This window comes from Arcobacter peruensis (assembly GCF_003711085.1).
GTDB classification, from domain to species: Bacteria; Campylobacterota; Campylobacteria; order Campylobacterales; family Arcobacteraceae; genus Poseidonibacter; species Poseidonibacter parvus.
Window position 1 is genome coordinate 1,580,920 of record NZ_CP032363.1, and the last position, 21,984, is coordinate 1,602,903.

Annotated in this window: 21 protein-coding genes; 17 read left to right on the forward strand and 4 right to left on the reverse strand. The window is 28.4% G+C overall.

What is annotated here, in order from left to right; all coding sequences use genetic code 11:
• Window positions 1-101: 101 nt before the first annotated feature.
• Both ilvA and D3Z07_RS07940 read left to right on the forward strand, forming a co-directional pair.
• Window positions 102-1,307, forward strand: a complete 1,206-nt coding sequence (gene ilvA / locus D3Z07_RS07935; RefSeq protein WP_076089160.1) for a threonine ammonia-lyase — start codon at window positions 102-104, stop codon at window positions 1,305-1,307.
• Between the two features lie 89 nt (window positions 1,308-1,396).
• The gene (locus tag D3Z07_RS07940; RefSeq protein WP_076083738.1) at window positions 1,397-2,083 is read left to right on the forward strand and encodes a F0F1 ATP synthase subunit A; all 687 of its coding nucleotides are present in this window, start codon (window positions 1,397-1,399) and stop codon (window positions 2,081-2,083) included.
• A 67-nt stretch (window positions 2,084-2,150) separates the two neighbouring features.
• Here D3Z07_RS07940 and D3Z07_RS07945 read toward each other — a convergent pair whose 3' ends face one another.
• The gene (locus tag D3Z07_RS07945; RefSeq protein ID WP_076083735.1) at window positions 2,151-4,883 is read right to left on the reverse strand and encodes a RecB-like helicase; all 2,733 of its coding nucleotides are present in this window, start codon (window positions 4,881-4,883) and stop codon (window positions 2,151-2,153) included.
• Between the two features lie 112 nt (window positions 4,884-4,995).
• Here D3Z07_RS07945 and argB point away from each other — a divergent pair, with 112 nt between their 5' ends.
• The 5 genes from argB to D3Z07_RS07970 all read left to right on the forward strand — a co-directional run bounded on the left by argB (window position 4,996) and on the right by D3Z07_RS07970 (window position 10,198).
• Entirely contained in the window at window positions 4,996-5,901 is a 906-nt protein-coding gene (argB, locus tag D3Z07_RS07950) for an acetylglutamate kinase (RefSeq protein WP_076083732.1), read from the forward strand.
• Between the two features lie 9 nt (window positions 5,902-5,910).
• A complete protein-coding gene (gene thrC / locus D3Z07_RS07955; protein ID WP_076083729.1) occupies window positions 5,911-7,392 on the forward strand; it encodes a threonine synthase in 1,482 nt (493 codons plus the stop codon).
• A 160-nt stretch (window positions 7,393-7,552) separates the two neighbouring features.
• Entirely contained in the window at window positions 7,553-8,053 is a 501-nt protein-coding gene (gene petA, locus D3Z07_RS07960; protein ID WP_076083726.1) for a ubiquinol-cytochrome c reductase iron-sulfur subunit, read from the forward strand.
• Between the two features lie 10 nt (window positions 8,054-8,063).
• Window positions 8,064-9,314 carry a cytochrome b gene (locus D3Z07_RS07965; protein WP_076083723.1) on the forward strand — a complete coding sequence of 417 codons (1,251 nt, stop codon included), beginning with the start codon at window positions 8,064-8,066 and terminating at the stop codon, window positions 9,312-9,314.
• A complete protein-coding gene (locus D3Z07_RS07970; RefSeq protein ID WP_076083720.1) occupies window positions 9,314-10,198 on the forward strand; it encodes a c-type cytochrome in 885 nt (294 codons plus the stop codon). Before D3Z07_RS07965 ends, D3Z07_RS07970 begins: the two co-directional genes overlap by 1 nt.
• An 80-nt stretch (window positions 10,199-10,278) precedes the next feature.
• On the opposite strand, the gene D3Z07_RS07975 is transcribed toward D3Z07_RS07970, so the two are convergent.
• Together D3Z07_RS07975 and D3Z07_RS07980 are read right to left on the reverse strand one after the other, a co-directional pair.
• Window positions 10,279-10,950 carry a 16S rRNA (uracil(1498)-N(3))-methyltransferase gene (locus D3Z07_RS07975; protein ID WP_122893554.1) on the reverse strand — a complete coding sequence of 224 codons (672 nt, stop codon included), beginning with the start codon at window positions 10,948-10,950 and terminating at the stop codon, window positions 10,279-10,281.
• On the reverse strand, window positions 10,950-11,345 hold the full coding sequence (locus tag D3Z07_RS07980; protein ID WP_228144679.1) for a hypothetical protein: 396 nt from the start codon (window positions 11,343-11,345) through the stop codon (window positions 10,950-10,952). Before D3Z07_RS07980 ends, D3Z07_RS07975 begins: the two co-directional genes overlap by 1 nt.
• Before the next feature lie 92 nt (window positions 11,346-11,437).
• Here D3Z07_RS07980 and D3Z07_RS07985 point away from each other — a divergent pair, with 92 nt between their 5' ends.
• The 8 genes from D3Z07_RS07985 (at window position 11,438) to accA (ending at window position 18,160) form a co-directional block, all read left to right on the forward strand.
• Window positions 11,438-12,658, forward strand: a complete 1,221-nt coding sequence (locus D3Z07_RS07985; RefSeq protein ID WP_122893555.1) for a molybdopterin molybdotransferase MoeA — start codon at window positions 11,438-11,440, stop codon at window positions 12,656-12,658.
• Window positions 12,651-13,340, forward strand: coding sequence for a 7-cyano-7-deazaguanine synthase QueC (gene queC / locus D3Z07_RS07990; protein WP_076083708.1), 690 nt, complete (start codon window positions 12,651-12,653; stop codon window positions 13,338-13,340). Before D3Z07_RS07985 ends, queC begins: the two co-directional genes overlap by 8 nt.
• A 2-nt stretch (window positions 13,341-13,342) precedes the next feature.
• Entirely contained in the window at window positions 13,343-13,876 is a 534-nt protein-coding gene (locus D3Z07_RS07995; RefSeq protein WP_122893556.1) for a 6-carboxytetrahydropterin synthase, read from the forward strand.
• On the forward strand, window positions 13,869-14,633 hold the full coding sequence (locus D3Z07_RS08000; protein WP_122893557.1) for a 7-carboxy-7-deazaguanine synthase QueE: 765 nt from the start codon (window positions 13,869-13,871) through the stop codon (window positions 14,631-14,633). The genes D3Z07_RS07995 and D3Z07_RS08000 overlap by 8 nt, the downstream gene beginning before the upstream one ends.
• A 61-nt stretch (window positions 14,634-14,694) precedes the next feature.
• Window positions 14,695-15,438 (forward strand): 3-oxoacyl-ACP reductase FabG, encoded by a 744-nt coding sequence (fabG, locus tag D3Z07_RS08005; RefSeq protein WP_076083699.1) that lies wholly within the window; start codon window positions 14,695-14,697, stop codon window positions 15,436-15,438.
• Between the two features lie 94 nt (window positions 15,439-15,532).
• Entirely contained in the window at window positions 15,533-15,763 is a 231-nt protein-coding gene (gene acpP / locus D3Z07_RS08010; RefSeq protein ID WP_076083696.1) for an acyl carrier protein, read from the forward strand.
• A gap of 129 nt (window positions 15,764-15,892) precedes the next feature.
• Window positions 15,893-17,149, forward strand: coding sequence for a beta-ketoacyl-ACP synthase II (locus D3Z07_RS08015; RefSeq protein ID WP_076083693.1), 1,257 nt, complete (start codon window positions 15,893-15,895; stop codon window positions 17,147-17,149).
• Between the two features lie 69 nt (window positions 17,150-17,218).
• Window positions 17,219-18,160, forward strand: coding sequence for an acetyl-CoA carboxylase carboxyl transferase subunit alpha (gene accA / locus D3Z07_RS08020; RefSeq protein ID WP_076083690.1), 942 nt, complete (start codon window positions 17,219-17,221; stop codon window positions 18,158-18,160).
• A 44-nt stretch (window positions 18,161-18,204) separates the two neighbouring features.
• Here accA and D3Z07_RS08025 read toward each other — a convergent pair whose 3' ends face one another.
• Window positions 18,205-18,537 carry a histidine triad nucleotide-binding protein gene (locus tag D3Z07_RS08025; protein ID WP_076083687.1) on the reverse strand — a complete coding sequence of 111 codons (333 nt, stop codon included), beginning with the start codon at window positions 18,535-18,537 and terminating at the stop codon, window positions 18,205-18,207.
• 130 nt (window positions 18,538-18,667) lie between these two features.
• Here D3Z07_RS08025 and D3Z07_RS08030 point away from each other — a divergent pair, with 130 nt between their 5' ends.
• Both D3Z07_RS08030 and pheT read left to right on the forward strand, forming a co-directional pair.
• The gene (locus D3Z07_RS08030; protein ID WP_076083684.1) at window positions 18,668-19,666 is read left to right on the forward strand and encodes a phenylalanine--tRNA ligase subunit alpha; all 999 of its coding nucleotides are present in this window, start codon (window positions 18,668-18,670) and stop codon (window positions 19,664-19,666) included.
• Complete coding sequence (gene pheT, locus D3Z07_RS08035; RefSeq protein ID WP_122893558.1) at window positions 19,663-21,984, forward strand: phenylalanine--tRNA ligase subunit beta; 2,322 nt, start codon at window positions 19,663-19,665, stop codon at window positions 21,982-21,984. Before D3Z07_RS08030 ends, pheT begins: the two co-directional genes overlap by 4 nt.

The window sequence follows — 21,984 nt, forward strand, 5'->3', positions numbered from 1 at the left end:
AGTCTTTAGACTCTAGTAAAAATATGTTTTATCATAATTAATTATGATAAAACATATTTTTAGATAATATCAAGGAATTATATAAAATGAGAAAAGAAGAAATGATTACATTAAACAATATTAAAGAAGCGAAAAAAAGATTAGCAGGCACTGTTTTAAATACTCCATTAGTTAAAGCTCCAATTTTAAGTAGTGACTTAAATGCACAAATTTATTTAAAAGAAGACAATTTACAACTTACAGGTAGTTTTAAAATAAGAGGTGCTTTTAATAAACTTGCATGTATGGAAGATAAGGTAAGAAAAAACGGTGTAGTAGCTGCAAGTGCTGGTAATCACGCTCAAGGTTTAGCATATGCTGCAAAACATTTTGATTGTGAAGCTACAATTTTTATGCCAGAATCAACTCCTCTTACAAAAGTAAGTGGTGTAAAATCTTATGGTGCAAATGTTGTTTTAGTTGGTGAAAATTTTGATGAAGCCTATGCAACTGCAATAAAATTTTCTGAAGAAAACAATAAAGAGTTTATTCATCCTTTTGCAGATGATGCTGTTATTGCTGGGCAAGGAACAATTGCTTTAGAAATTCTAGAAAAAATAGATGATATTGAACATATTGTTGTACCAATTGGTGGGGGAGGATTAATTTCAGGAATTGCAATCGCAGCAAAAGAAATAAATCCAAATATAAAAATCACAGGTGTAGTTGCAAGTGGTGCTAGAGGAATGAAAGAATCTTTTGAATCAAAAATGCCAATTGATTCAGCATCAGTTAAAACAATTGCAGATGGAATTGCTGTAAGAGATGTAACTCCAAAACTTTTAGAAATTATTTTAGAACATGTTGATGAAGTTGTTGAAGTATCTGATAATGAAATAGCAAATGCCATTTTATTTTTACTAGAAAAACACAAATTAGTAGTAGAAGGAGCAGGTGCTGTCGCAACTGCTGCTATTATGCATAAAAAAGTAGAAATAGAAAATCAAAAAGTTTGTTCAATTGTTTGTGGTGGAAATATTGATGTTACAATGCTTTCTTTAATTATTGACAAAGGTTTAGTAAAATCATATAGAAAAATGAATCTAATTGTTACTTTAATGGACAAAGCAGGTGCTCTTATGAGATTAACTGAAGTACTAAAACAAAGTGATGCAAATATTGTACAAATAGATTATGATAGAAACTCCGTTAAATTAGAGTTTGGAGAAGCACATGTAACAATTGCGGTTGAAACAAAAGGCGAAGAACATCAAAAACTAATTAGAGAAAATTTGAAACAAAACGCATACAGATTCAAACAAATTTAAATTAATTTATAATCTTTATATAGTTTTTAGAAAACAAATCATATAATGCAGAGATAATTTAGTATTGAGAAACAAAAAAAAGGAAGAAAATGGAAGGAAGACTATTTACATTCTTGGGATCTATTGGTGGTCACGGTCAAGAATGGATTATCTTATCACACTTTGTCCTAGTGGTAGGTATAATATTTTTAATAGCACGATCAGCTACAAAAAGATTACAATTAGTTCCAACTGGTAGCCAAAATGTTATGGAAACATTCATTGGTGGTGTTATATCTGTAGGTGCTGATACAATGGGTGAAAAAAATGCTAGAAGATACATGCCTTTAATTGCATCTTTAGCGTTAGTAATTGTTTGTTCTAACTTAATTGGTGTTATTCCAGGTTTTGAATCACCAACAGCTAATATAAACTTTACTTTATCTTTAGCTCTTATAGTATTTGTTTACTATAATTACTTAGGTATTAAAGAAAATGGTTTTATAAACTATTTTAAACATTTTATGGGTCCAATGCCAATTTTAGCTCCATTAATGTTCCCTATTGAAATTATTTCTCACATTTCTAGAATCGTATCTCTGTCATTCAGACTTTTTGGTGCAATTAGAGGTGATGATATGTTCTTAATGGTATTATTAATGTTAACACCATGGATTGTACCTTTATCTGGATTCTTTATGTTAACAGCATTTGGAGTTTTACAAGCATTCGTATTCGCTATTTTAACTTACGTTTATATAGCTGGATCAATTATGATGTCAGAAGAAGATCACTAGAACTTTAAGTTTTCTTAATATTTAAAAAAGGGATGAAGAAATTCATCCCTTTTTTTATGCCTATATTTTAAACCTCATCAATTAAAACTTCATTCTCTTTTAAATACACTAAATATGAAAATACTTCTTCACTTTTGAATATCTCTTTAATTGCTTTTTTATAGTAAGTTACTTGTAAGATATGATCATGTGATTTTTCTTTTGTAGTTTTATAATCTAAAATATAATATTTGTCACCTTTAAATAAAAGTAAATCAATAATTTTAATTTCTCCATTATAAACTAAAGCTTGCTCAGATATAAACTTTGAATCTTTAATTAAATTGGCAAATAACTTATGTTCAAGTAGTTTTGTTATTCTATTTTTAATATTAATAAAATCACTCTCATCTAAATAGTTTGAATACCTAGTTCTTACAAGATTCAAACAATAATCTAAATCAGCTTTATCAAAGTCATTCATCATTTCAAGACAAAAGTGAGTTGCAATACCAAAGTATTTAGAATGAAGTCTATTATCATCTAAATCTTTTTCTTTTGCAATTTGTTTTTCTTGTTGACCTAAATCCATTGGAGTATAAAGAATTTTTTCGCTTTTTTCATAATTTTTTGATACATTTGTACTTTCAATTATTTGACCAAATATTGAAGCTTTCATACTTAGGATATCAAAAACTGATGACTTCTCTTTTTTGAAGATTATCATATTATTTTTAGCACGAGTAAGAGCAACATATAAAATATTTATTTCATCTTCTAAGCTTAATGCTTTTTCTTTTGCAATAGCATTTGAGTATTGTTTATTATAATTTTCATAACCTTTTATTTTGTAAAAGATATTTTTTAACTCAACACTATCATATTCAAAAAGTAATGATGACTTATCAGAATTTTTTCTTTTTATTCTATCAAGTAAAATTACAGTATTAAACTCTAAACCTTTTGATTTAAAAATTGTAAGTATTTGTAATCCTGAAGATTCGCTATTTTCCATAACAGCATCAAGTTTATCTATTTCGTAAACAAAATCTACAATATTATTATAAATAGTACTACACTCTATAAACTTAACAACATTTTCATCTATTATTTTTAATGATGTTGCTATTTCTTTTATAATTTCCTGAACAGATTTTTTATCTACTTCAAAATTAATTGCAAGCTTTGTTAATACTTTATTTCCAATTAGTGCATTTAAATTTTCTTTATAAATCTCTTCTTTAAAATAAATATATTTAATTGCATTTATTACAGCTTGTACATTTTCTTGATTTATTAATTTTGATGTCATTTCAGTAGATATTTTTAAACTTGGAAATTTATTCTTTAAATAATTATACATATCTAAAACATCAGAGTTAGTATATGTTAATATTGCAATATCATTTGAGTTTACACCTTGTTTAATAAGTTGTGCAATCTTTGAAGCAACTGTTGCAAACTTTTCTTCTTCAACTAATTGTTTATCAACAAGAACTTCAACATATCCACCTTTCCTGATTGATAACTGATCATAATATTCATAAGAAGGTAAATTTACAAATAATGAATTTACAAAATTTATTACATTTTCACAAGACCTATAGTTTGTATTTAAAACTTCAACCTCTAAGGATTTATTTGTATTTGCTACATAATCAAATAATTCTCTTTTTCCACCTCTAAATCTATAAATAGATTGTTTTGTATCCCCCACATAAAAGAAGGATTTGAATTTATTTTGTTCACCAGACAATGACTCTTTTATAAGTGGTTCTAAAATTTTATATTGTAAAAGAGAAGTATCTTGAAACTCATCCATTAAAATATGGGAAAATTGAGAATCTAATCTAAAATACAAAAACTCTTTATCTATTTTTGTTGATAATAACTCATATACTAAATTTGAAATATCATTAAATTCTAAATAGTTTTTATTTTTATTAAATGTTAATTTAAAATTTTTAAACATCATATATAATTCAAAAAGTTTACTAAGACTATATCCAGCTCTTAGCTTATAATAAAGTCCTATTTCTTCTTTTACATTTGCAAAAAAGCTCTCCAATGTATCATTTGAACATTTTTTAAAATATGAATAATCACTTAAAGTCTCTTTTCCTATCCATGTTTTTGTAAACAACTCATCAAAGTTTTCAAAATCAACTGCTTTTTTAGCTGAATTACTTGCAACTTCACAATTCAAAATGGCTTCTTTTATTTTATATGCACTTAATAAAACTTGATCTTTTTGAATATTTATTAACTTTGCATCAATATCAACAATTTCAATATTTTCATTTTTTTCAAGTAGGTTTTTAAATAAATCAAAAATAGAATTAAACTTCTTTTTTTCATAAATTGAAAAATCAATCAATGAGTCAAACTGCTTTACATCAAGAGATTGTAAAAACTTCATAGATAAAGCTTCAATATCATCTTCTTTTATTTCAAAGTCATCTGATATTCCAATATAACCACAGAATTCTCTTAATATACTATTTATAAATTTATCAATTGTAAAAATACTTAAATTTGCATTTGTAAAGGACTTTACTAAAAAGTTTTTCTTACCTAAAATTTGTTCTTTTGAAAGTGATGATTCTTTTATAATTGCATTTAAATATGCTTCATCATCACCTAGAGTTAAAAGTGTATTATATATTCTTTCACTCATCTCATTTGCAGCTTTATTTGTAAATGTAAGTGTTAATATTTCATTTGGTTTTGCATCTAATAGTAGTAGTGTAATATACCTAACTGTAAGTGCGAATGTTTTACCAGAACCAGCGCTGGCTTTTAATGCTAAAAATTTTTTCATAGTGAATAATACAACAGTAAAAATTATAAGTGTATTATTAAAAAGCTACTTTTTCTCATTAAGATAGATTTAGATATAATCATTACCTTTAAAAATAATCATAGGAAATATTATGCAAGATAAACATCAAAAAGTACAAACCCTACTTGATGCCATTCCTTATATAAAAAAATTCAATAGCAAGACTATTGTAATTAAATATGGTGGTTCAGCACAAACAAGTCCTGAATTACAAGAAAAATTTGCTCAAGATATTGTTCTTCTTTCATTACTTGGTATTAATCCAGTTATTGTTCATGGTGGAGGAGCAAGAATTTCTGAGTTATTAGAAAAACTTGAAATAAAATCTGAATTTATAGATGGTCATAGAGTTACTTCAAAAGAGACAATGAGAGTTGTTGAAATGGTACTTTCTGGTGAAATCAATAAAAACATTACCTCACTTCTTAATCATCATGGTGCAAAAGCTATTGGTATCTCAGGAAAAGATTCTGCAATTATCAAAGCACGTCCAAAAGATGGTGGAAAATTTGGTTACACAGGTGAAATCACTGAAATAAATGGAGATTTAATCAATAATTTAATTAAAGAAGGTTTTATTCCTGTAATTGCACCAATTGCAGATAGTGCAGAACCAAATCATCCAGGATTTAATATTAATGCGGATTTTGCAGCATCAAAAGTTGCTGTTGCACTTGGAGCTCAAAAAGTACTATTTCTTACAGATATTATTGGAGTGTTAGATAAAGCTGGTGTTCATTTAACAACTTTAGATAAAGAACAAGTTGAAGCTTATAAAGCTGATGGAACAATTGCAGGTGGAATGATTCCTAAAGTTGATTCATGTATTGAAACTATTCATGATGGTGTAAATAAAGCACATATAATTGATGGTAGAGTTGAGCATTCGATTTTACTTGAACTATTTACAAAAGATGGAATTGGTACACAGTTCTTAAGAAGAGATAACCCTAATAATGGGATTGATATTGAAAAATTATTAAATGAAAATGACTAAGGAATTATTATGAATTTTATTGAAACAAGAGGAAATGATGGAATTAAACCTACAGAAGTTCCATTTAGTGAAGCTATTTTAAATCCAAGTGCTTCTTTTGGAGGATTGTATGTTCCAAAAGAGTTACCAACTTTAGAAGAAAACTTTTTACAAAATCATGTAGATAAAAGTTATAAAGAATTAGCTTATGATATTTTAAAAGCTTTCCAAATTGATATTGATGAAAATGAGATAAATAAAGCACTTGATTTGTATGATAATTTTGATGATGCTTCAAACCCATGTCCAGTTGTACGTGTAAAAGATGATTTATTTGTTCATGAACAATATCATGGTCCAACAAGGGCTTTTAAAGATATGGCACTTCAACCTTTTGGTTCAATTTTAAGCTCAATTGCTAAAAAAAGAAATGAAAACTATTTAATTCTTGCGGCAACTTCAGGTGACACTGGACCAGCTGCACTTAATACTTTTAAAAATAAAGAAAATATACAAGTAGCTTGTCTTTATCCAGATGGAGGAACTTCTGATGTTCAAAGATTACAAATGGTTTGTGAAGATGGGAAAAACTTAAAAGTAATTGGAATCAAAGGAAACTTTGATGATGCACAAACAGCTTTGAAAAATCTTCTAGCATCACAAAGTTTTAAAGATGAATTACAAAATGATGGAATTAAATTAAGTGCAGCAAACTCTGTAAACTTTGGAAGAATTATTTTCCAAATTATTTATCATTTCTGGTCATATATTCAACTTCTTAAACAACAAGAAATCAAAATGGGTGAAAAAATATACCTAGTAGTACCTTCAGGAAACTTTGGAAATGTATTAGGAGCTTTTTATGCAAAAGCAATGGGAGTTCCAGTTGAGAAATTTTTAGTTGCTTCAAATGAAAACAATATTTTAACACAATGGATTAACACTGGTATTTATGATATTCGTGGAAAAGAGTTAAAACTTACAAAATCACCTGCAATGGATATTTTAAAATCTTCAAATATTGAAAGAGTTATGTATTCACTTTATGGAGCACAAAGAACAAAAGAATTATTAGATGATTTAAAAGAAAACAACATCTTTAAAATGAGTAAAAATGAAACACTTAAACTTCAAGAAGAGTTTGCAGCTGTAAATTCTGATGATGCTTATGGTCAAAAAATTATAAAAGAGTTTCTGGACGATGGATATTTAATGGATCCACATACAGCAACTTGTTTAAAAGCATATGAAGATTTAAAACAAAAAGATTTAAAAACTGTGATTTATTCTACAGCAGAATGGACTAAATTTTCTCCAACAGTTCTTAACTCTTTAAATCAAAATGATGTAAAATATACGGACAAAGAGGCATTAGATGAGATATCTTCTAAATATAATGCTAACTTACCTCAAAGTATAAAAGATTTATTTAACTCAAAAATAAATCATGATTCAATTATTGATAAAAAAGATATTGAATCGCAAATTGTTAAATTTATTAGAGAGTCATAAGTCTCTCTAATAATAAACAATACTACACATTATCTTACTTTTGTGTATAAATTTCACAAATAATAGCATTAACATAACATTTCGTGACATAAGTCAATTCATTTTAAGACAAAAGACAATATAATTGTAGGATTTTAATTTAAAAAAAAGGAAGCCAAATATGTCTAATCAAACTAATAGACGAGATTTTCTTGGTTACTCATTTGCTGCAGTTGCTGCAGTAGGTGGTGCTGCGTCACTTGTTGGAATGAAACAAGCATGGGATCCACTTCCAAGCGTTTTAGCTGGAGGTTTTACAAATGTAGAACTTGGTAGTTTAAAAGCTGGAAATCCTGTAACTGTATCATGGAGAGGAAAGCCAATTTTCTTACTAAAGAAAACTGCTGAAATGGAAGAAGCTCCTAGAGACTTAATAATCGGTTCTGACAGATTTACTGTTGCAATTGGGTTATGTACTCACTTAGGGTGTATTCCAGCATGGAAGAAAGATATGTGGAAATGTGCATGTCATGGTGGAGAGTTTAATGCTAGTGGAACACAAACATTTGGACCTCCTCCAAGACCTCTTGATTTACCACCGTTTAGTGTAAAAGGAACATCTATCGTTTTAGGTGAAGAAGGTCCTGAATACAAAAAAATCGCTGCTGCGATGATGGCATAAGGAGTAAGCAATGGCAAAATTTGAAAAAGCTAACTCTGTTGGTGAATGGTTAGACCAAAGGTTAAATACTACAACATTCAATAAAGTTATGATGACTGAATATTGGATTCCAAAAGATATTAACTTCTTGTGGGCAATGGGTGTATTATTAGCTACTACATTTGGTATTTTAATCATTTCTGGTATTTTCTTAATGATGTATTACAAACCAGATATTGGTTTAGCATTTGATTCTGTTAACTACACAATTATGCAAGAAGTTGCATTTGGTTGGTTATTTAGACATATGCATGGTGTTGCAGCTTCGGTTGTATTCTTAATTATTTATATTCACATGTTTACAGGTATCTACTACGGTTCTTATAAGCAAGGTAGAGAAATGATTTGGATTTCAGGTATGTTATTATTTATGACATTCTCTGCTGCTGGATTCTCTGGATATATGTTACCATGGGGACAAATGTCTTACTGGGCTGCAATGGTTATTACAAACTTATTTGGTGGAGTTCCTGTAATTGGTGATGCTTTAGTTATTTGGATTAGAGGTGATTTTAATGTGGCCGATGCTACATTAACTAGATTCTTCATGTTACACGTATTCTTATTACCTATTACTATTATGGGTATTATTGGATTACACTTCTATACATTAAGAATTCCTCACGTTAACAACCAAACTTCTGATGAATTTGATTTTGATGAAGAAGCTGAAAAATATTTAGCTGGAAATAAAAAAGAGTCAAAAGTTATTCCTTTCTGGCCTGTATTTATTTCTAAAGATTTAGCTGTATTAGGTATTTTCTTAATATTCTACTTCTATTTAGTATTCTTCCATTATAACTTTGCAATGGATCCAGTTAACTTTGATCCTGCTGATAATATGGTAACACCTGCTCACATTTATCCTGAGTGGTATTTCTTATGGTCGTATGAAGTATTAAGAGGTTTCTTCTTTGATATTGCTGGATTTAAAGCCTTTGATATTGGATTAATTGCATTTGCATTTGCAAACGTTATTTTCTTAGTATTACCATGGTTAGATAGAGATCCTGCAATTTTACCAGCACACAAAAGACCTGTGTTCTTTATTTGGTTCTGGATATTAATGGCAGATTTAATTGTACTTACTGTTTATGGTAAATTACCACCAACAGGTGTAAATGCATGGGTTGGTTTCTTTGCAGCAACATTATTTATTATTATGTTCTTAGTACTACCAATTGTTACAAAAATAGACGCTAAGAAAAGGGGAGCATTATAATGAGAGAATTAAAAATACTAGCAGTAGTAGTAGCTTTAACGCTTATTACATACTGGGGAGTTGAGCCATTTGCTCACTCTCAAATGCACCCACATGTTGCACCTGCAGATTTTAAATTTGAAGATGTACAAAAAGACGTTGCTGATGTTACTTCATTAGAAGGTAATGCAACAGCAGGTGAAGCATTAGTTACTGCAAACTGTACTGCTTGTCACTCTATTAAATCTAAAGGTTTCCCTGAGATTATGGATAATGCAAGTTCAGCAGCAGCTTACGGTGTTACACCTCCTGATTTAGGAAGTGCAGGAAAATTATATGATGCTGCTTATTTAGCTGCATTTATTAAAAACCCTGCAAAAGCTTCTGATGTTTCTCATAAATTTGTTGATGGACGTGCTCATCCAATGCCTGGTTATGATTGGATGCAACCACAAGAAATTGCTGATATGGTAGCATACTTAAAATCTATTGCTCCAGAAGAAATGAGTAATAAAGAAGTATTTACAGATGCTTGTCAAAGATGTCACTCAATCAAATACGCTGATATGCAAAAAGGTACAATGGCAGCATTTACACCTGATGAAAATATCAAAGCATATATGGGTAAACTACCACCTGATTTATCTCAATACATTAAATCAAGAGGACATGAATATTTAGAAACATTCATTAATTTACCTCAAAAACATCTTGAAGGTACTGCAATGCCTAGAGTTGGATTAACTGAAGAATCTCAAGAACAAGTTGTAACTTATCTTGAAGAAATTGGAGATCCAAGTAAAGAAGCTAGATCTGAATTAGGACCTAAATTCTTAATTTATATGGTAATCTTTGCTATATTTGCATTCTTATGGAAAAACTCTAAATGGAGAGAAGTTCACTAGAACTTCTTTTTATAAGGAAATAAAAAAGGCCTAGAAGTTTTACTTCTAGGCCTTTTTTTTACTTTAAAAACTATAAATATTTATATTAATATTTTAGATGCTGCACTTAATATTGCTGTTTCACTTCTTAATATTATATTTGATTTAAAACCAACTATCTTTTCTTTGTTAAAAGTCAATCTTTCATCTTTTGAGAAGCCACCTTCACAACCAATAACTAAAGTTTTAATATCTTCTTTTTTATCATCAATTGAAATATCTGAAAAATCCAAGAAATAAACATTCTCATTTTCTTTGATAACTTCTTCTAATGAATTACAAAAATCTAATTTTATAATATCTGATCTTCCACATTGAGAAGAAGAATTAATTAATATTTTTTCTAACTTCTCAAAATTTAATTTAAAATTCTTTTGTGAATATTCACAATAAACAAAAGTAATTTTTTCAACTCCTAATTCATTTAAAGAAGCTAAATACTTCTCAATTGTTTTAGGATCAACTAAACACCAAATTAAATGTAAACTATTTTCATTTCTTACTATTTTTTCTTCACTTGAAATTAAATTAAAACTAGCACTTCTTCTATTTATTGAACTTAGCTTATATAAATAAAGCAAATCATTCTTTAAATTTCTAAAATATATTTCATCATTAATTTTGTGCCTTCTTGCTTTTATTAAATATTTATATGTATCATCACTTATTTCTAAGAATTCATTTCCGCAATTAATATCATAAGTGAATTGCATTAAAATACTTTACTTATAAGGTAAATAGAAACTATTACAGAAATCTCTATAATATAGATTTTTTTTGCATACTTATAAAACTCTTGTTGAGCTTCTACATCAGCAAACTTAATAACTCTCATTTTCTTATATCTTTTAATTTCAATTACTAGTAAAAAAATAGAAGCTGGTATCATTAAAAATATTGTAATACTCATAACTTGAGCATAAAAAGCAACAATTGTTCCTGTATAAATTACAATAGCATTTGTTAAATGATATAAAGGCGTCATTGCTTTTAATCTTTTAGCTAATTTTATAAACTCTGTTTGTGTTAGTACTGAATACAAATTAAATAGCATAACTGCTAAAAAAAAGTATATTACATAGACGTGTGTATCGATTGCACTTTGCATTAATTCCATTATTGTTTATCTCACTTTTAAAATTTTTCGCTATTATAGCTAACTTGTCATAAGTTTTTATCTTAATTAAAAAAAGGAATAAAATGGCTATTAGTGTTAATGATGCAATAAATATTATTTCAAATATCAAAACAACTTTAAAATATGAAATCATACCAATTGAAGATGCTGTTAATAGAATTTGTGCGCAAGAGGTAATAGCAAGTTCTTCTTTACCTAAATTTGACAATTCTGCAATGGATGGATATGCAATAATATACAATAATAAAGAAAATGAACTTGAAATAATAGATACGATTTTTGCAGGTGATGATAATAAAACTGCTCTAAAAGAAAATACATGTATTAAAATAATGACAGGAGCTAGAGTTCCTTTAAATACAACAGCTATTATTCCAAAAGAAGATGTAAAAACTATAGATAACAAAATAAAAATATTAGAAAATGTTAAAGAATTTCAACATGTTAGATTTATTGGTGAAGATATAAAAACTGGTGAGAAGTTAATTGATATTGCAGACGAAATAAATTTTGCAAAAATTACACTTCTTGCAAGTCAAGGAATTTCTCACATAAAAGTTTATAAAAAACCAAAAATCGTAGTATTTTCAAGTGGTGAAGAATTAAAATTGCACTACCAAAAAATACAAGATCATCAAATATATAATTCAAATACACCTACATTTATAGCGCGTGCCAAAGAGCTTGGTTGTGATGTTACATTTATAGGACAGGCAAAAGATAGTATTGAAGCAATTAAAGAATTAGTATTAAATTCACTTGATGCCGATTTAATAGTAACCTCAGGTGGGGTATCTGTTGGTGATGCTGATTTTACAAAAGATGCTTTTAATGAATTAGATTTTGAAACCTTAATTGATGGTATTAAGATAAAACCAGGGAAACCTACAATATTTGGTAAAATAAATAACACATATATTTTAAACCTGCCAGGAAACCCACTTGCATCTGCATTAATTTTTGAACTGTTTGGGAAAATATTAATTCAAAAACTATTAGGTTCAAACGAAATAAACCCAAATTATATAGAAACAAACATAAGTGAAGATTTTAAAACAAGAAAAGGAAGAATTACAATTATTCCAGGATATTTTAATGGACAAGAATTTACACTTGCAAGAAAAAGATCACCAGGTATGGTTTCAATTCTATCTTCATGTAATTCAATAATAGTATTAGATGAAAAAGTTGAGTATTTAGAAAAAAACTCAACAGTGAAAATATTACCAATAAATTGGAAATTCTTTAGTAAAGATAAAAAGGACTTTTTAACATATGAGTAAACAAACAACATCTAAAAGCAAAAAAGCTATATGTATTTTAAGTGGGGGAATGGACTCTACACTTGCATCATATATTGCAAAAAAAGATGGTAATGAAATAATTGCTGTTCATTTTAATTATGGACAAAGAACAGAAAAAAGAGAATTAAAAGCATTTAGAGATATTTGCAATGATTTAGAAATTTTAAATAAATACGAAATAGATATTCCATTTTTCACACAAATTGGAGCAAGTGCATTAACGGATGAAACAATTGATGTTCCAGTAAATGGAGTTGAAAGTGGAGTTCCAATTACTTATGTGCCTTTTAGAAATGGAATTTTTCTTTCAATTACAGCTGCAATTGCTGAAAAAGAAGAAGCAAGTGCTATGTATATAGGTGTTGTTCAAGAAGATAGTTCAGGTTATCCTGATTGTACTGACGAGTTTATTGCTGATATTACAAAAGCTATTAATCAAGGAACAAAAGAGACTACAAAAATTGAAATAAAAACACCTCTAGTACATTTAAGCAAAAAACAGATTGTTCAACATGCAAAAGAATTAAATGTTCCTTTAGAGCACACATGGTCATGTTATAAAGAAAGTGAAAAAGCCTGCGGTGTATGTGATTCTTGTAGACTTAGATTAAATGGGTTTAAACTTGCAAATGCAAAAGACCCAATTCCTTACAAAGTATAAAGATGCATTGGAAAATATCAAAAGAGTTCGATTTTTGTTATGGACATAGAGTTTGGTCACAAACTTTAAACACAGAATTTTCACTAGATGGGTGTTTGAAATGTAGACACTTACATGGTCATCAAGGGAAAATTCTAGTTTACCTTGAAGCAGAAGAATTAAAAGATGGAATGGTAACTGATTTTAAGCATTTAAATTGGTTTAAAGTTTTTATTGATGATGTACTTGATCATAAATTTATTTTAGATATTAATGATCCTTTATTTGAAACCTTAATACCAAATGTTTCAAAAAAAGAATTAATATCTTTTGAAGAAGGCTATTCAATAATAGATTTAAATAAGTTTTCAAATGAAGCCATACATTTAAAAGAACTTTACGAAGGTTATATTATTGTTGATTTTGTACCAACAAGTGAAAATTTATCAGCTTGGTTTTTAAGAATTGTACAAAAGAAAATGAATAAATTAAATGTAAAAGTTTCGCATATAGAATTTTTAGAAACACCAAAGAGTAAAAGCACATTTTATGCTTGAAATAAATGAAATTTTTGGTCCAACTATTCAAGGTGAAGGAAAACTAGTAGGAACTCCTTCAGTTTTTATTCGTTTTGGAAAATGCAATTTTAATTGTATTGGTTTTGATGTTGAGTATGAAACACCAAGTGGAATTAAAAAATGTGGCTGTGATTCATTTTATGCCGTCGATAAAGAATTCAAAGACTCTTGGACAAACTATAAATCTTACGAAGAGATTGTAAAAGAAGTAGATATCCTAACAAAACAATCATCATCACTATATAAAATGGATATTGTAATTACAGGTGGAGAGCCTTTACTTTATTGGAATAAAGATGAGTTTCAAAAACTATTAAAACACTATATTGAAGAAGGTCATCAAGTAACAATTGAAACTAATGCCTCTTTAAATCTTAATTTCACATATGATTACCAAGAAAAAATCATATTTTCAATGAGTGTTAAATTAAGTAATTCGCTTGAATCATTAAAAAAAAGAGTTAATTATGAGACTTTAAATAAGATATTAACAAAGACTAATGACTCTTATTTAAAGTTTGTAATTGATACAAAAATCATAGAAAATGCTAAAAAAGAGATTGAAACAATATTAGATAATATTCCAAAAACACAAGTTTATTTAATGCCCTTAGGTGATACAGCAGCTAGCATAAATGAAAATTGTGAAGAAGTTATTCAAATGGCAATTGATTATGGCTATTTATATTGTGATAGATTACATATTAGAGTATGGGATAATAAAAGGGGCGTATAGCTATAATACGGAATTATGTAAGAGCTATCTTACAACTATTAAATTTTAATAAAGGATAAAAATGAATTTTACAGGTTCAAATGTATTAGTAACTGGTGCTAGTCGTGGTATTGGTGCTCAAATTGCAAAAACTTTAGCTGGCTATGGATTAAAAGTATGGATTAACTATAGAAGTGGAGCAGAAGCTGCACAAAAGATTCAAGAAGAAATAGAAGCTGCGGGTGGAAAAGCTGCAATAATTAAAGCTGATGTAACAAATGAAGAAGAGTTTAATGCTGCAATTAAAACTATTATTGATGCAGATGGTGAAATTTCATACTTAGTTAATAATGCTGGAATTACAAAAGATAAATTAGCATTAAGAATGAGTGTTGATGATTTTAATGATGTAATTTCTGCAAACTTAACATCTACATTTATTGGATGTAAAGCTTCATTAAAAGCTATGGGTAAAAAAAGATTTGGATCTATTGTAAACATCTCTTCAATTGTTGGAGAAATGGGAAATCCAGGTCAAACAAATTATGCTGCATCAAAAGGTGGAGTAAATGCTATGACTAAAGCTTTTGCAAAAGAAGCAGCAGCTCGAGGTATTAGATACAATGCAGTTACTCCAGGATTCATTCAAACTGATATGACTCATGAATTAAAAGCTGAAGTTAAAGCTGAATATGAAAAAAATATTCCGTTATCAAGATTTGGAAATCCAAGTGAAATTGCTGATGCAGTTGCATTTTTATTAAGTGATCATTCATCTTATATTACAGGTGAAATATTAAAAGTTAATGGTGGATTATACGTATAATCAAAAATACGTATTAGCAAAATTTTATAATTTAAAAGACTTTTTAAAATCTTTTTTGTTATAATACTGAACAATTTTATAAAAGGAATTAAATATGGCATTATTAGAAGATGTAATAGAAGTTGTAGTTGAGCAATTAGATTGTGATGCGGCAGAAGTAAAAGAAGATTCAAAGTTTATTGAAGATTTAGGTGCAGATTCACTTGACGTTGTTGAATTAGTTATGGCTTTAGAAGAAAAATTTGATATTGAAATCCCTGATGAAGATGCAGAAGGTATTTTAACAGTATCAGATGCTATTAAATACATCGAAAATAACGCGTAATTTTAACGCAATAAAATAGAAAACTAGGAAACTGGTCTTCTATTTTTTTAATTTAAATTCTTGAATTTTTTAATACAAGATTGAATAATTTAAATAAAAATTAATAATTAATTAGACGGAGTAAATTTGATGAAAAGAGTAGTTATAACTGGATTAGGAACTATCAATTCAATAGGACATAATGTTGAAGATTCATTCAAAGCTGTAGTTGACGGTGTTTGTGGAATTGATACAATCACACTATTTGATATTGAACAATTCCCTGTAAAAATTGCAGGAGAAGTAAAAGATTTCGATCCAACAACTGTAATGGATAAAAAAGAAGTTAAAAAAGCAGATAGATTTATTCAATTAGGTATAAAAGCAGCACATGAAGCTATGATGGATTGTGGCTTAGCTGGTGAAGATGGTAAAGTAGCAATCGAAGATTCTGAAAGATTTGGTGTTATTTCAGCTTCTGGAATTGGTGGATTATCTACTATTGAAAAGAACTCAGTAGTATGTGCTAATAGAGGTCCTAAAAGAATATCACCATTCTTTATTCCTTCATCATTAGTAAATATGCTAAGTGGTTTTATTTCAATTGCACATGGATTAAAAGGTCCTTCATTATCACATGTAACTGCTTGTGCAGCTTCTACACATGCATTAAATGATGCAGTAAAAACTATTGCACTTAATGGTGCAGATAGAATTTTAGTAGTAGGTGCTGAAAGTGCTATTTGTGGTGCAGGAATGGGTGGTTTTGCATCTATGAAAGCATTATCATCAAGAAATGATGATCCTAAAACTGCATCAAGACCATTTGATAAAGATAGAGATGGGTTTGTAATGGGTGAAGGTGCAGGTGCTCTTGTAGTTGAAACACTTGAATCAGCAAAAGCACGTGGTGCAAAAATCTATTGTGAAATTATTGGTTTTGGTGAATCTGCAGATGCCAACCATATTACAGCACCTGTTATGGAAGGTCCATTAAGATCAATGAAAGCTGCTATATCTATGGCAAGTGCTAATCTTGGTGAAGATGTTAAAATTGATTACATTAATTCTCATGGTACATCAACACCAGTTGGAGATGGTAATGAATCAAAAGCGATTGTTGAACTATTTAATGGTGTTGAAAACTGTCCACCTGTTACATCTACAAAAGGTCAAATTGGTCATTGTTTAGGAGCAGCAGGTGCTATTGAAGCAATTTTTGCAATTAAATCATTGAATGAAGGAATTATTCCTCCAACAATTAATATTCAAAACCAAGACCCTGAATGTCCTTTAGATTATGTTCCAAATACTGCTAGAAAAGTAGAATTAACAACAGTTATGAGTAATAACTTTGGATTTGGTGGAACTAACGGTACTGTAATCTTTAAAAAATACCAAGATTAATAACTACACATTATTGAATTAAAAAAGAGCTAGATTTTCTAGCTCTTTTTTTTTACTAAAAGGAAAAAAATGGCAACTTACTTAGAATTTGAAGATAAGATAAAAAAAATAGAAGAAGATATCATAGTTGCAAGAACTAAAGCAGATGAACCAGCTGTTGAAATCTTAGAAAAAAAACTTGAAAAAGAAGTTGAAAAAACTTTTAAAAACTTAAGTGATTACCAAAAACTTCAATTAGCAAGACATCCAGATCGTCCTTATGCAATGGATTATATAAGTGGATTATTAACAGATGCTTATGAAATACATGGAGATAGACATTTTGTTGATGATAAAGCAATTGTTTGTTATCTTGGATATATTGATGAACAAAAAGTTATGGTTATAGGTGAACAAAAAGGACGAGGTACAAAGGATAAGCTACATAGAAACTTTGGTATGCCACAACCTGAAGGTTATAGAAAAGCGTTAAGAGCTGCAAAAATGGCAGAAAAATTCCAAATACCAATTCTTATGTTAGTTGACACTCCCGGTGCATATCCAGGGTTAGGGGCTGAAGAGAGAAATCAATCTGAAGCAATTGCTAGAAACTTATATGAATTTGCTGATTTAACAACTCCAACTGTTTCAGTTGTAATTGGTGAAGGTGGTTCAGGTGGTGCTTTAGCTATTTCAGTTGCAGATAAACTTGCAATGATGAGATATTCAGTTTACGCTGTAATCTCACCAGAAGGTTGTTCAGCCATTTTATGGAATGACCCTTCAAAAGTTGAAACAGCAGCAAATGCTCTTAGAATTACGTCTGATAATTTAAAAGATTTAAATTTAGTTGATGATGTAATTAATGAACCATTAATTGGTGCACATAGACAAAAAGAAGAAGCAATAAGAGCTTTAGGTGAATACTTTATAACTTCAGTTAATGAATTAAAACAATTAACACCTGCTCAAAGATACCAAAAGAAATATGAAAAAATCATGGCTTTAGGATCTTTTAAAGAAGGAAAATAAAACTTCTTTAAATCATAAATTTAAGTAGTTAAAACTACTTAAATTTAATCTCTAACTAAACGACCAACACTTTCTCCACCTAATAAATGAAAATGTAAATGAGAAACTTCTTGTCCACCATCACTTCCAATATTTGTAATTAATCGATAACCACTCTTTCTAATTTCAAGTTTTGCAGCTACTTTATGAATAAACTCTGTCATACTTGCCATAATTTTTGGTGGTACTACGTCAAAAGAATCATAATGTTCTTTTGGAATAATTAAAACATGAATCTTTTTAGCTGGATTAATATCATTAAATGCTAAAAAGTTATCATCTTCTAATATAGTTTGATTTGGAATTTCACCTTTTACAATTTTACAAAATATACACATTGCTTTTCCTTGAATTTGAATCGTAAATAATTATAACCAAACTCTAATAAATCTTTAAGTATAATCGCAAGAATATAGAAATAGAATAATTAAAACAATCCAATATTATTCATAAAAAACAGGAGATAAAGTGACAGAATTGATTCAAAATATTAGCAATGCAGCATCACTTGAAGAGTTAGAAAATCTTAGAATTGAAACACTAGGTAAAAAAGGTATTTTAACTTTAGAGTTTGCAAAAATGAAGAGTATTCCAAATGAAGAGAAAAAAGCATTTGCTCAAAACTTAAATGAACAAAAAGTAAAAGTTACTACAGCTATTGAAGATAGAAAAGTAATTTTAGAAAAAGAAGCTTTAAATATAAAACTACAAAGTGAAAAAATCGATGTAACAAGATTTAATAATGAACTATCTTGTGGAGCAACACACCCTGTTGTTGAAACAATGAATAGAATTATCACTTACTTCCAAAATCTTAATTTTGCAGTCGAAGAAGGACCTTTAGTAGAAGATGATTTTCATAACTTTGAAGCATTAAATCTACCTAAATATCACCCTGCAAGGGATATGCAAGATACTTTTTATAATAAAGATTATACTCTTTTAAGAACTCATACATCTCCTGTTCAAATTAGAACAATGTTAAAACAAGATCAAAATACTCCAATTAGAATGATAGCACCTGGAACTGTATTTAGACGTGATTTTGATATCACTCATACTCCAATGTTCCACCAAATTGAAGCTTTAGTTGTAGATGATGCGGGAAAAGTTTCATTCGCAAATTTAAAGCATGTATTAGTTGAATTTTTACAACATATGTTTGGAGATGTAGATGTTAGATTTAGACCATCATTTTTCCCATTTACAGAACCTTCTGCTGAAGTTGATATTTCATGTGTCTTCTGTAAAGGTGATGGATGTAGAGTTTGTTCACATACAGGATGGCTAGAAGTTTTAGGTTGTGGTGTAGTAGATCAAAACGTATTTAAAGCAGTTGGTTATGAGAATAAATCGGGATATGCATTTGGTTTAGGTGTTGAAAGATTTGCTATGTTAATTCATAATATTGGAGATTTAAGATCTCTATTTGAAAGTGATACAAGATTATTAGGACAGTTTAGATGATTATTACAAGAACTTGGATACAAGAATTTATAGATATAAAAGATATCTCAACAGATGATATTTGTAAAACACTTAACTCAATTGGATTAGAAGTTGATAGTCTAGAAAGAGTTTCAATTGCACCAAAAGTAGTAGTTGGAAAAGTTTTAGAAAAAATCAAGCATCCAGATGCTGATAAATTAAATATTTGTCAAGTTGATATTGGGTCGGAAACTGTTCAAATAGTATGTGGAGCAAAAAATGTAGACGCTGGACAATTTGTACCAGTTGCAACAGTTGGATGTAAATTATCACCTGACTTTAAAATCAAAAAAGCAAAACTAAGAGGTGTTGAATCAATTGGAATGATTTGTTCTTCAACTGAATTAGGACTTGCAAAATTAAATGATGGAATTTTAGAATTAGATAATTCTATTGGTGAATTAGTAATTGGTAAAGAACTAAATGAATATCCACTTTTAAATGATGATATTATTGAAATTGAATTAACTGCAAATAGAGGAGATTGTTTAAGTATAAACGGTGTTGCTCGTGAGTTAAGCGCTTATTATAATATACCAATGAATGCTTTTGAAAAAAACCTTAATGAAAGTGACTTAGGAATTGGACAAATATTAGGTGTAAAAGCAAATAATATTGATTCATCTTTAATATTCAAAGCTGTAGATTTAGAAAAGTATAAACTAGATTTAATGTCAAAATTAAGAACATCAATAATTGGTAAATATGAAGAAGAAAATGATATTAAAAATGCAATAACATATGCAACACATTGTACTGGAGTACTATTAAATGCATACGCAAAAAATCAAGCAAAAGATGAAAATGCTTTAAGTTTATTAGAAATTAATAAAGATGAAAATGCTTTTGATTGTGTTTATGGGAAAGAAGCTTTAAGTACTATTTGTGTTGAGCATAAAAAAATTAATACAGATGATAATACGCTAATTATTGAAGCATCATATTTAAATCCTGAAAAGCTTTGTATGCAAGTATTTGAAACAAAAGTAACAACAGGTGAAATTTACTACAAATCATCAAGAGGATCTGAACCTGATATTAATTATGGAATTGATTTTTTAACAACTTTTCTTTCACAAAATGGTGCAAAAATCTATAAAGGGAATGAATCATTTATTGAAGATTCTCAAAAAGCAACACTTGATTTTACAATGGATAAAGTTAATTCAATTATAGGTCAGGATATTCCTGCTTTAGAAGTTGAAAGAATTTTAAGCTCATTAGGTTTTGAAGTTAAAAATGCATTAAATGATATTATAAGTGTAAAAATACCGTTCTTTAGACATGATATTAAAAATATTGCGGATGTTACTGAAGAGATTGTAAGAATTGTTGGAATTGATAACATTCAAGCAAAACCTTTAGCAATTGATGAAGTAAATAGAATTAATCAAACTACGAGTGATTTAATCAAAAAAAATAAATTAAGAGCAAAAGCTTGTGAAAATGGTTTTAATGAAACATTAACTTATGTTTTCTCTTCAAGAGAAAGTTTAGAAAAATATTCATTTCCTCTTGTAAAAGAAGAATTAGATGTTTTAAATCCAATTGTAAAAGAGTTAAATACATATAGAACAACAATTGTTTTAAATTTATTAGAAGCTTGTGCAAACAATTATAAAATTGGCGCAAAATCAACTTCATTTTTTGAAATTGGAACAGTTTTTGATGTAGAAAGAAATGAATCAAAAAGAATTTCATTTATTCAAACAGGAGCTTGCGAACTTGAAGATGTAACAAATGCAGGAAAACCTGAAAATGCAAGTTTATTCTCATTTGCAAAAAAGATTTTAAATACAATTGGAAAATTCGATTTAGAACCTATGACTAAAATTGAAAATGACTTCATTCATCCATACCAAAATGCAAATGTAATTGTTGATGGTGAAATTATAGGTTTTATTTCAAAAGTTCACCCAAGTGTGTGTGAAGATTATGATTTATCAGATACATTTATTTCAGAAATCAATTTTGATTTAATTAAAAACGATTTAGTTAAAACTGTAGGATATTCTAAATTCCAAGCATCTAAAAAAGATTTAAGTATTATTGCTCCGAAAACTTTAGAATATAGAGAAATTAAAAATGTAATTAATTCTTTAAACGATACTAATATAAAACAATATAATTTAATTGATGTATATAGTGATGAAAGTTTAGGTGAAGATGAGAGTTTAACAATCAGATTTGTTTTACAAAACGATGAAAAAACAATGGAAGAAGAAGATATTACAACTTCAATGAACAATATTTTAGAAGCATTAGAAGCAAAATTATCAATTGGTTTAAGACAATAA